We start from the raw sequence: 11,702 nt of genomic DNA, 5'->3' as shown, positions 1-11,702 counted from the left end.
ACTCCTCATCCGCGGCGTAGACCTCGCTCGCCGTAGCGGCCCAAGTCTTCCGAGCACCCTGCCGGTGTCCTACCCCTGTCACCCCCTAAGTCGTCCCCAGTTCGGAGCGCCGATCGGGTGGTGGAACGGGCCCGCGGGCCGATGATGGGGCGACCCCCGCGGACCGTCGAATCCCGTGCTCCACCCGCCCGTCAGCCGAGGTGCCGTCGTTGGAACGCTGCTGGTTGTTCGCCCGTTCGGCCGTACCGGCCGGCGGCTGCCCGGGCACGCGGCTGACCGAGCTGGTCGGCACCGTCCTGACCGGGCTGGTCGCCGCCGCCCGCCGGGCCGATCCCGGCATGGACTGGTTCTTCGACCCGGAGGACTCCCCCGCCGGGCGGCTGAGCCTCGGCTTCCATGCCGCCCCCGCCGCGCTCGACGCGGTACGGGCGGGACTGCTCGCGTACGACCCGGGAGCGTCCCTCGCAGAGGACCGGTACGTCGTGCGCGACCCCGCGCGGGGCGGCCCGCTCGCGTTCGCGGGCAGCGAACTGGCCCTCACCCTGCTCGGCGGCGACGTGCCCTGGCTGGCCGGCGGCGAGTTGCCGCTGGCCGTGGCGCACCTGCGGCACCTGACCGGGCTGATGCCGGCGGCCGACCGCCTGGCGTTCCTGTTCCTGCACTGGCAGGAACGCAGCCAGCGGCTCACCGGCGCGCAGCGGCGGGACCTGGCCGCGCAGGCCGACGCCGGGGCGGAGAAGATCGTCCTGTCGGCCGGTGACCTACCGCTGGGCGGGGACGTGGCAGTGGCGTGGCAGCGCTACCTGGACCGGGTGACCGACGTGGTGGGCCACGGCCACCCGACGGCGCCTCCCGGGTTCCTGCTGGCGCACCACGCGCAGCTCACCCACGATCGGTGGGGCATCCGGCCGGAGGTCGACTCGCTGGCCGCGCTGGCGCTGCGCCTGTCGATGGTGCGGGGCAGCCCGGCCGCGACCGCGCCGGCCCGCGTTCCGCAGAGGAGGCAGCAACCACATGCACACGCCGGTACCTGACCGTCCCGCCAGCGAGCCGGCCCGCGTCGAGGTGGCACTCGGGGAACGGTCGTACCCGGTGCTGATCGGTCCCGGCGTGCGCCACCGGCTCCCGGCGGAGGTGGCGCGGATCGGCGCCCAGCGGGTCGTGGTGGTCTCGGCCCGGCCACCGGAGTGGACGCCCGACCCGGGCGTGCCGCACCGGGTGGTGCCGGCCCGCGACGGCGAGCACGACAAGAACCTGACCACTGTGGAACAGCTCTGCCGGGCGTTCGCCGAGTTCGGGCTGAGCCGGACGGACGCGGTGGTCTCGTGCGGCGGCGGCACCACCACGGACGTGGTCGGGCTGGCCGCCGGCCTCTACCACCGGGGCGTACCGGTGATCCACCTGCCGACCTCGCTGCTGGCCCAGGTGGACGCCAGCGTCGGTGGGAAGACCGCCGTCAACCTGCCGGAGGGCAAGAACCTCGTGGGCGTGTACTGGCAGCCCCGGGCGGTGCTCTGCGACACCGAGCACCTGGGGACGCTGCCGCAGCGGGAGTGGCGCAACGGGTACGGGGAGATCGCCCGGGCGTACTTCATCGGCGCCGGTGATCTGCGTGACCGGCCGGTGGCGGAGCAGATCGCCGCGTCGGTGGCGTTGAAGGCCCGGGTGGTGGCCGCGGACGAGCGGGACTCCGGCCTGCGGCACATCCTCAACTACGGCCACACGCTCGGGCACGCGTTGGAGCGGGCCACCGACTTCGGCCTGCGCCACGGTGAGGCGGTCGGCGTCGGCACGGTCTTCGCGGGCCGGCTGGCCGGCGTCCTCGGCCGGATACCGGCCGACCGGGTGGCCGAGCACCACGACGTGGTGGCGGGCTACGGGCTCGACACCACGCTGCCCGGCGGCGTCGACCACGACGAGCTGATCACGCTGATGCGCCGGGACAAGAAGGCCACCTCGGGCCTGTCCTTCGTCCTGGACGGACCGGGCGGAGTCGAACTGGTCGCCCGCGTCCCCGAGGCCGCTGTGCGTACCGCACTTTCCGGCATGTGAGGCCGACACCGCCGGGTGCCCGTTCGCCGGCCGGCGCCGCGGGGGCAGCCGGGCCGGCGAACGGATGACGAGCCGCCGGAGCCGAGCCCCGGACCGGCGCGTCAGGTGCCCAGGGCCCGCTGGATCTGCGCCACCAGCACGCCGCAGGCGTACCGGTCCGCGGCCCCGACCATGCCGACGATGGTCGCCGGCAGCGGGCCGTTGTCCGTCTCCGCCGGGTCGTGGTGCATGAACACGACGAACTGCCCCCGGTCGATGAACGGCGCGAGGATCGGCTCGGCGTCGACGCCGGGGGCCAGTGAGAAGAACGTGGTCATGGCGCACGGATGCCGGCCCAGCAGCGAGCTGCGGTGCAGCAGCGAGGTGGTGGCCCCGCTGACCCGGAAGTTCGGGTCGATGACCCGCAGGGCGCCGTCGCGGCCGATCCCGGCGTCGAAGGAGCAGTAGCCCCGGTACCCGAGCGCGCTGGCCTTTCGGACCCCTACGGTCAGCGCTTCGACCAGCTCCTCCGGGGGCTGGTCGTCGTCCATCACACAACCGACCCACGTCGAGGTGGGCTGCGGCAGGTGTACCGACGATCCGAAGTAGTGCACCGATCCGCTCTCGGTCACGCCGAACTGGATACCCCAGATCGTCTGGAAGGGCACCTCCTCCTCGACGATCCACTGCTCGCTCACCTGTTCCAACTGGTTGAACAGGGAACGGTTCCGCCGGTCCCCCAACCGACGGGTGAAGATCGCAATTCCGCTGGACACCTCGACCCCGGCCGGTTTGATGACCGCCGGCCGGCGGTCCCGCGCCACGATCCGGCGCACCTCGGCGGGGGTGGCGACCTGCCGGCGGGGCAGGTACTCCGGCGCGACCAGAGTCTCCAGCACGGTCTTGTTGTTGAGGCGGGCGACCAGATCCGCGGGCACCCGGGCGCGAGCGGCCCGCAGCAGCGGGTCATGCGGAGGAAACTGGAACTCCAGCGTCTCGCCCCGCTCGACGGCTTCCCGCGCGTACCGCACCGCCTGCGCGCCGGAACGGAACTTCCGCAGGTCGCTGGGCGTCTTCAGACCACTCCGGCTGAGCAGACGCAGCGACTTGTCCGCGCTGGAGCCGGTGCTGCAGATCGCCGCCGACTGGTGCGGAAGGGTCAGGTGCAGACCTGTGATCATGTCCAGGCCGTTGTGGAGAGCGGCGCCCGCGCCGGCGAGATAGGGGCTGTCGGCGGTGGCCGTCGGGTCGGGCGGTCGGGCCAGGACCACCCCGTCGTGTGCGAACACCTGTACCTGGATGGGCGCCTGCATCTAGTCTCCTGACATGCCGGCCCGGTGCGGGCCTCGGGGTGGCGGTGAAACCGGTGCGCCACGGCCACGAACAGCGGAGAACGTGGCCGAAGGGGTGGGCTCCCGGTCCTGATGCGGCCGCTCGGCCGCGAGAGCCGGGCGTGCCGCGTGCACCGACCGGACGGTCGTGAGCTGGACCGGCCGGGAAGCCGGCTGGCTCATGGCCAGCGTTGCGGCGGCGAGGTGCACACCGCCGGTCAGCGGTCGAGTTTCCAGCCACCGACCGGCGTCATGATCGAAAGATCATAGTCACTATGCACTGCCCCGGGATGGGCCAGACAGGCGAACGCGGACGGCTCTTTCGCCGCCGAGGCCGCCGATACTCCTAGCGGGGCCATCGACTCGGGTTGACCGAAAAGCTGTTCTTCACAAGGGCTGGAGTCGCCGGACGGCGCTGTCGCAGCCCGCGCTGTCGAGTGCCCGGATTCCGACGGCCACGCCCCCTGCCAGCTCACATCGCCGGCCCGGCCTCGACGCGGCCGGCGGGCACCGCCGAAACGTCCCGGGCCTGCCCGGGGAGGAGATCTCCGGCTGATGCGCTAGGGGTCGACGTGCCGATCTCTAGGGGTGTACGTCACCGCACAGCGCTTCGTATGGTCGGGCCCCGTCGGCTCGTCGTTGCCACTCTCAGCGCACCGGATCGGGTGGCCCGCGAGCGGTGCCGCCCGTCGACCCGCCTCGCGCCAACCCCCGCCGTCCGGCGTACGGCATCCCGGCTGACCGATCGTCGCGGCCCTGAGCCTTTCGGTCGTCCCCTTTCGATCGGAGGTCGAGCTGTTGTCTGTCGGGTTCGATGGCGCCCAGGCCGCGGACGGCGCGGTTGCTCTGGAACTCGTGGGGGACCTGCGGAGGCCGGCGGTGTGGCCCGCGCGGGCGGCCTCGGTGCACCGGGTGCTTCCCGCCTGGCCGTCGCGCGTGACACCGGCCGGACACGTCGTGGTGGCGGGGCTCGTGGCGGTCCTGGCCCGCTGGACCGGCCAGGACGAGGTGGTGCTCGGGCTGGCCCCGGCCGGTGGGTCGGTGGCGCGGGTGGACGTCTCGGGCGACCCGGGATTCGGGGAGTTGGCGGCGCGGGTGGGACTGGCGTGGACGGCGCCGGTGGCGGGCCCGGACCGGCCGGACCCGGTGGCGGTGGAGTTCACCGACGGTCCGGTGGCGGAGACGGGACCGGCCGTGGTGGACGTCGACATGGTGGTGCGCGTGGCGGCGGACGGGTCCGTGCTGCGGGTGGACTACGCGGTGGAGGGATTCTCCGCGCAGTTCGTGCGGGGACTCGTGGATCAGGTGGTGGTGCTCGTCTCCGCCGGGACGGCGGCGCCGCAGGTCGCCCTGTCGCGACTGCCGTTGCTGGACGCCGCGGAACGGGAGCGGTTGCTGACGTGGGGGCGCGGCCCGGTGCGGGAGATCCCGGGTGAGCCGATCCACGAGCTCGTGCTGAGCTGGGCGCGGCGGTCGCCGGAGGCGGTGGCGGGTGTCGCGGGCGACGAGGTGCTGACGTACGGGGAGCTGGATCGCCGGTCCGGGCTGCTGGCGGCGTACCTGCGGTCGGTGGGTGTCCGTGCCGGTGACGTGGTGTCCGTGGCGTTGGAGCGCGGGTTGTGGTCGCTGGTGGCGGCGATGGGCGTGCTGCGGGCGGGTGCCGCGTACACGCCGATGGACGTGTCGTGGCCCGCGGAGCGGATGCGGGTGCTGCTGGCCGACCACGGCGCGCGGGTGGTGTTGACGGTCGGCGCGGTAGCGCCCCGGATTCCCGCCGGGGACGGGGTCACGGTGGTGGCGCTGGACGACGGCTGGCCCGCGGTACCGGCCGGTGCGGTGGCGGATCTGCCTGCGGTGCCGGTGGACGCGCCGGCGTTCGTCATCTACACGTCGGGTTCGACAGGCACGCCGAAGGGCGTGGTGCTGTCACACGAGAGGCTGGCGAACTTCCTGGCGTGGATGACCGGCGAGTGCGCCATCGGCCCCGGCAGCCGGATGCTGCACTCGGCGGCACCGGTCTTCGACGCCGCGTTCGGGGAGATCTTCGCCGCGCTCACCGGCGGGGGCCGCGTCGTCGTGTGCCCGCGCGACGATCTGCTCGACGCGCGCCGGCTCACCGACCTCGTCAACACCCAGGGCGTCACGCACACGTTCGGACCGGCCACCAACATCGCCCCGCTCGACCCGGCCGCCTGTCCCGGCCTCCGCTGCGTCATCTTCGGCGGCGAGGCCGTTCCGCCGCGGCTGGCCCAGCGGTGGCTGACGGCGGGCACGCGGGTGGTCAACGCGTACGGGCCGGCCGAGATCGCCGTGGCGTGCACCTGGTTCGACGCGTCGGCCGGATGGGGTGGCGCGTACGTGCCGATCGGCTGGCCGATGCCGAACCGGCAGGTCCGCGTCGTCGACGCGAACCTCGACCTCTTGCCGGCCGGGGTTCCCGGGGAGATCCTGATCGCCGGCTTCGGCGTCGCCGACGGTTACCTCAACCGCCCCGAACTGACCGCCCAGCGGTTCGTCACCGACCCGCACGGCGGCGGGCTCGCCTACCGCAGCGGCGACCTGGGGAGGTGGAACAGCGCCGGCGCGCTGGAGATCCTCGGCCGGATGGACCACCAGGTGAAGGTCAACGGCATCCGCATCGAGCTGGGCGAGATCGAGAGCATCCTCGCCCAGCACCCGGAGGTGGAGACCGCAGTCGTCGTCCGCCGCGAGGACCGGGGCGTGGCCCGGCTCGTCGCGTACGTCACCGGGCGCGACGGCGGCACCCCGGCCACCGGCGATCTGCGCGACCACGCCGCGGCCCACCTGCCGAGCTACATGGTCCCCGCCGCCTTCGTCGTCCTCGACCGCTTCCCCCTCGGCGGCACCGGCAAGATCGACCGGAGTGCCCTTCCCGCACCCGGTGCCCAGCGCCCCGACCTCGGCGTGCCGTACGTCGAGCCGGCCACCGAGGGCGAGCGCCTCGTCGCGGAGGTGTTCGCGAGCGTGCTCGGCTTCGAGCGGGTCGGCGCCCGCGACAGCTTCTTCCACCTCGGCGGCACGTCGTTGCAGTCCGCCGCCGTCGCCGCAGGCATCGACGAGGCCGCCGACGTGGTGGTGCCCGTCTCGCAGATCCACCGCACCCCCACCCCGCACGAGCTGGCCCGGTGGCTCGCCACCGCCCCCCGCCGTACGGACACCGGCTCGACCGCGGGACAGGCCCGGCAGCGCCCAGGACCGGTCCCGCTCGCGCAGCAGGTGGCGAAGTGCCTGATGTCGCCGCTGGAGGTCGTCGTCCCGGTCACCTGGTGGATCGAGGGTGAGCTGGACCTACGGGCCCTCATGGCCGCCCTCGGCGACCTCCACCACCGCCACCAGGCCCTGCACGCCCGCTACCGGCGCACCGACCCACCAACCGCAATCATCCCACCCAACCCCGGCATGCCCCAGCTACGACTCCTCGCCGACGCCGCCACCGAACACGACGCCCTCGACCAACTCGCCGAAGCAGTACAACAACCCCTCGACTACACCCAAGGCCGCAACTGGCGCGCCGCCCTGATCCGAAACAAAACCACCAACCGAATCCTCTTCGGCATCGGCATCCACCACATCGCCTTCGACGGCTGGTCATACGGACTACTCGTCCGAGACCTCACCCACGCCTACACCGCACGACACACCGGCCACAAACCCACCTGGACCCACCCCGCACCCACACTGCACCAGTCCCACGACGAATACACCCGCCTCCGCAACGCCGCCGACCTGCAAACCCAACGAACCTACTGGCGCGAACAACTACGCGACCTACCCCGCCAAGGCGAAGGCCCGGCCACCGCGCCCCTGGAGCAGGCCCTCGCCTGGGGACCGAAGGCGGGCCACACCGTCACCGTCACCCCCGAGGTGCTCGACCGCTGGGACCGGGCCGCCCGCGACCAGCGCTTCAGCCGCTCCAGCTACTTCGTGGCGGCCTTCGCCTCGGCGCTGCGCGCCATCCATCAGCAGGACGACATCGCCCTGCTGATGGTGGTCGCCAAACGCGGTAGCCGCGTCCTCGACTCCGCGTTCACCACCCGGCTCAACCTCAACTGCGTGCGGGTGCGCTTCGACGGGCCGCACGACGACAAGCTGGTCCTGCGGGTCGACGAGACGATCCGCGATCTCATGCGGGCCCAGGACGTTCCCTTCGCGGAGACCGCCGACGATCCCGCCGCCGGGCTCTCCGGCGAGGTGGTCGCGAGCCTGCCGACGTTCGTGTTCCAGGACAACGTGGTGGTGCCGCTGGAGCTGCCCGGCTGCCAAACCGAGGAGGTCGTCGACCCGTACGCCCGGGAGGTGCCCAACGGGCTCACGGTCGAGGTGCTGCCCCGCGTCGACCATGCTCTCCTGCGCGTCACCATCCGCACCGACTACCTGCCGTACAGCTTCGCCGAGGAGCTGAACCACCACATGCTGCGCTTCCTCGAAGACGGGCCGGCGGGTACGCCCACCGCCGGCTGACCGTCCGCCCCTGCGTACCGGACCGCTCGTCGCCGCGTGGCACGCGGCCCGTTGTCCCGAGAGTTCGTGGTTGTCCCTTCCGGCGCACCCCTCTGGGTGGCGCCGGCCCTGATCGGAGGCTGGCTCAATGTCTGTCGGAATCGTCGGTGCGCAGACCACGGATGTCGCTGGGCCCGGCTTCGAGGTCCTCGACCTGATGGGGGACCTGCGCCGGCCGGCCGCGTGGCCGGCCCGGGCGGCCTCCGCGTACCGGCGGGTCGACCTGCCCGTCCCGGCGGGGGCGCCCTCCCCCGGCGCGGTGCTGCTGGCCGGTCTGCTGGGGGTGCTGGCCCGGTACACCGGCCAGGCCGAGGTGGCGGTCGGCCTGTCGTCGGGCGGCGTGCTGCGGGTCGACGTCGCGGACGAACCGGGCTTCGGCGAGCTGACGTCGCGGGTGGCCACGGCGCTGGCCGGACCGGTCGCGCACAGCGCGGGCGCGGCGGGGCCGGTGGTGGTCGGGCTGGTGGACGCCCCGGTGGCCGAGGTGGGGCCGGACGTGGTGGACGTGGACATCGTGGTGACCGTCGCGGAGGACGGGTCGGCGCTCCGGGTGGACTACGCCGCCGACGGCTTCTCGGCGGACTGGGTGCGGGGCCTGGTGGACCAGACCGTGTCGTTGCTGTCGGCCGGCGTCCGGGAACCCGGGGTGCCGCTGGGCGCGCTGCCGCTGCTGGGCGCGACCGAGCGCGAGCGGCTGCTCGCGTGGGGCCGGGGCCCGGCCCGCCCGGTGCCGGGTGCGCCGCTGCACGAGCTGGTGCTCGAATGGGCGCGACGCACGCCGGACGCGGTGGCCGGCGTCGCCGCCGGGGAGGTGCTGACGTACGCGGAGCTGGCCCGCCGCTCGGGGGAGTTGGCCGCGCGGCTACGGTCGATGGGCGTACGGCCCGGGGACGTGGTGTCGCTGGCGCTGGACCGCAGCATGTGGACGCTCGTCGCCACCCTGGCGGTGCTGCGGGCGGGGGCGGCGTACACGCCGATGGACGTGTCCTGGCCGGCGGAGCGGATGCGGATGCTGCTGGCCGACCACGGCGCCCGGGTCGTCCTCACCGTCGGCGAGGTCGCCCCGCGTGTCCCCAGACCTGACGGCGTACGGGTCGTCGCCCTCGATGCCGACTGGCCCACCGTGACGGCGGCCGAGGCGGCCGACCTGCCGGTGGTGGCACCCTCCCGGCCGGCGTTCGTGATCTACACGTCCGGCTCGACCGGGACACCGAAGGGTGTCGTGCTGACCCACGAGCACCTGACGAACTTCGTCACCTGGATGCGGGAGGAGTGCGCGGTCGGGCCGGACAGCCGGATGCTCCATTCCTGTTCCCCGGTCTTCGACGTGGCCCTCGGCGAGATCTACACCGCGCTGGCCTCCGGTGCCCGCGTCGTCGTCAGCTCCCGCGACGATCTGCTCGACGCCCGCCGGTTGACGGAGCTGATCGCCAAGGAGCAGGCCACCCACGCGTTCTGCCCACCCACGAACCTCGCCGCCGTCGATCCCGCCGACTGCCCCAGCCTGACGTGCGTGACCCTCGCCGGGGAGCCCATTCCGCCCCGCATGGCGCACCGCTGGACGGCCGCCGGTGCCCGCCTGATCAACGCGTACGGGCCCGCGGAGGCATCCGTCGCCTGTACCTGGTACGACGCGTCGAAGGGCTGGCCCGGCGCGTACGTGCCCATCGGCCGACCCATGCCCAACCGGCAGATCCGCGTCGTCGACGCCAATCTCGACCTCGTCCCCATGGGCGTCCCCGGCGAGATCCTCATCGCCGGCGCCGGCGTCGCCGACGGTTACCTCAACCGCCCCGAACTGACCGCCCAGCGGTTCGTCACCGACCCGTACGGCGGCGGGACCGCCTACCGCACCGGCGACCTCGGCCGGTGGAACGCCGCCGGAGCGCTGGAGATCCTCGGCCGGATGGACCACCAGGTGAAGGTCAACGGCATCCGCATCGAACTCGGCGAGATCGAGGCGACTCTCGAACAACACCCGGACGTCGGCACCGCCGTCGTCACCCGTCGCGAGGACCAGGGCACCGCCCGGCTCGTCGGCTACGTCACCGGACGCGACGGCCGCGTCCCCGTCACCGCCGACCTGCGGGCACACGCCGCCGCGGTGCTCCCGCCCTACATGGTCCCCGCCGTGATCATGGTCCTGGACCGGTTCCCCACCGGCGGCACCGGCAAGATCGACCGGCGGGCGCTACCAGAGCCGGGCTCGCGCCGTCCCGACCTCGACGTGCCGTACACCGAACCGGCCACCGACTCCGAACGCCTCGTCGCGGGGATCTTCGCGACGGTGCTCGGGCTGGACCGGGTCGGGACACTCGACGGGTTCTTCCACCTCGGCGGCACCTCCCTGCAGTCCGCCGCCGTCGCTGTCGCCCTCGACGAGGCCGCCGACGTCGCCGTGCCCGTCTCGCAGATCCACCGCACCCCCACCCCGCAAGGGCTGGCCCGCTGGCTCGCCACCGCCCCCCGCCGCCCCGGGGCCGAGCCGGCGCCGTCCGTCACCGGCCGTCCCGGCCCGTCGAAGCCCGTCCCGCTGACCCCGTCCGTCGCGAAGTGCGTCGTGCTCCCCTTCGAACTGGTCTGCCCCACCACCTGGTGGATCGAGGGTGAGCTGGACCTACGAGCCCTCATGGCCGCCCTCGGCGACCTCCACCACCGCCACCAGGCCCTACACGCCCGCTACCGGCGCACCGACCCACCAACCGCAATCATCCCACCCAACCCCGGCATGCCCCAGCTACGACTCCTCGCCGACGCCGCCACCGAACACGACGCCCTCGACCAACTCGCCGAAGCAGTACAACAACCCCTCGACTACACCCAAGGCCGCAACTGGCGCGCCGCCCTGATCCGAAACAAAACCACCAACCGAATCCTCTTCGGCATCGGCATCCACCACATCGCCTTCGACGGCTGGTCATACGGACTACTCGTCCGAGACCTCACCCACGCCTACACCGCACGACACACCGGCCACAAACCCACCTGGACCCACCCCGCACCCACACTGCACCAGTCCCACGACGAATACACCCGCCTCCGCAACGCCGCCGACCTGCAAACCCAACGAACCTACTGGCGCGAACAACTACGCGACCTACCCCGCCAAGGCGAAGGCCGGCCGCAGGAGATCCTGGAACAGACCCCGACCTGGGGCCCCAAGACCGGGCACATCGTCGCCGTCCCGCCCGAGCTGGTACGGCGCTGGGACCGGGCCGCCGCCGAACACCGCTTCAGCCGTTCCACCTACTTCGCCGCCGCCTACGCCTCGGCGCTGCGCGCCATCCATCAGCAGGACGACATCGCCCTGCTGATGATCGTCGCCCAACGCGGCAGCCGCGTCCTCGACTCCGCCTTCACGAGCAGGATCAGCAGCAACTGTCTCCGGGTCCGGTTCGGCGGCCCGGAGAAGGACCTGATGCGCGCCCTCCAGCAGACCGCGGACGAGCTGATGGCCGCCCAGGACGTCTCCTTCCTGGAGATGGTCACCGACGACCCGGTCCTCGACCTGCCCCGCGAGGTGATCAACAGCCTGCCCTCGTTCGCCTACCAGGACAACCTCGTCCTCCCGCTGGACCTGCCCGGCTGCCGGACCGAGGAGGTCGTCGAACCGTACGCCCGGGAGTGGTCCGGTGCCTGCGTCGCCGAGGTGCTGCCCGGCGACGAGAGTGTCCTCCTGCGGGTCACCATCCGTACCGACCTGGTCCCGGCCCCCGCCGCCGAGATCCTGGCCACCGGCATGCTGCGCTTCCTGGAAGCCGGCCCCGAGGCGGTCAGCGACACACGCTGACCACAGCCTGGCGGCAGCGCGCCGGGCTG

5 protein-coding genes are annotated in these 11,702 nt (G+C 73.0%); 4 read left to right on the top strand and 1 reads right to left on the bottom strand.

Annotated elements, in window-relative coordinates; all coding sequences use genetic code 11:
* The first annotated feature begins 200 nt into the window (after nucleotides 1-200).
* Nucleotides 201-1,034 (top strand): hypothetical protein, encoded by an 834-nt coding sequence (locus O7542_RS05990; protein WP_223201394.1) that lies wholly within the window; start codon nucleotides 201-203, stop codon nucleotides 1,032-1,034.
* The gene (locus O7542_RS05985) at nucleotides 1,015-2,052 is read left to right on the top strand and encodes a 3-dehydroquinate synthase family protein (protein ID WP_281605815.1); all 1,038 of its coding nucleotides are present in this window, start codon (nucleotides 1,015-1,017) and stop codon (nucleotides 2,050-2,052) included. The genes O7542_RS05990 and O7542_RS05985 overlap by 20 nt, the downstream gene beginning before the upstream one ends.
* Before the next feature lie 101 nt (nucleotides 2,053-2,153).
* Here the strand turns inward: O7542_RS05985 and O7542_RS05980 are convergent, their stop codons facing one another.
* Complete coding sequence (locus O7542_RS05980; protein WP_281605814.1) at nucleotides 2,154-3,344, bottom strand: ATP-grasp domain-containing protein; 1,191 nt, start codon at nucleotides 3,342-3,344, stop codon at nucleotides 2,154-2,156.
* Nucleotides 3,345-4,160: 816 nt separating this feature from the next.
* Here O7542_RS05980 and O7542_RS05975 point away from each other — a divergent pair.
* Both O7542_RS05975 and O7542_RS05970 read left to right on the top strand, forming a co-directional pair.
* Nucleotides 4,161-7,844, top strand: coding sequence for a non-ribosomal peptide synthetase (locus O7542_RS05975; protein ID WP_281605813.1), 3,684 nt, complete (start codon nucleotides 4,161-4,163; stop codon nucleotides 7,842-7,844).
* Nucleotides 7,845-7,971: 127 nt separating this feature from the next.
* Complete coding sequence (locus O7542_RS05970) at nucleotides 7,972-11,673, top strand: non-ribosomal peptide synthetase (RefSeq protein ID WP_281605812.1); 3,702 nt, start codon at nucleotides 7,972-7,974, stop codon at nucleotides 11,671-11,673.
* The last annotated feature ends 29 nt before the right edge of the window (nucleotides 11,674-11,702 follow it).

This window comes from Micromonospora sp. WMMC264 (assembly GCF_027497275.1).
Taxonomy (GTDB): domain Bacteria; phylum Actinomycetota; class Actinomycetes; order Mycobacteriales; family Micromonosporaceae; genus Micromonospora; species Micromonospora chalcea.
The sequence above is the reverse complement of the archived record's forward strand: the minus strand, read 5'-3'. Positions and strand labels throughout refer to the sequence as shown.

Bases quoted from the DNA above. Each gene is read 5' to 3' on its own strand.
- O7542_RS05985 (WP_281605815.1), top strand. From the start codon at position 1,015: ATGCACACGCCGGTACCTGACCGTCCCGCCAGCGAGCCGGCCCGCGTC.
- O7542_RS05970 (WP_281605812.1), top strand. From the start codon at position 7,972: ATGTCTGTCGGAATCGTCGGTGCGCAGACCACGGATGTCGCTGGGCCC.
- O7542_RS05980 (WP_281605814.1), bottom strand. From the start codon at position 3,344: ATGCAGGCGCCCATCCAGGTACAGGTGTTCGCACACGACGGGGTGGTC.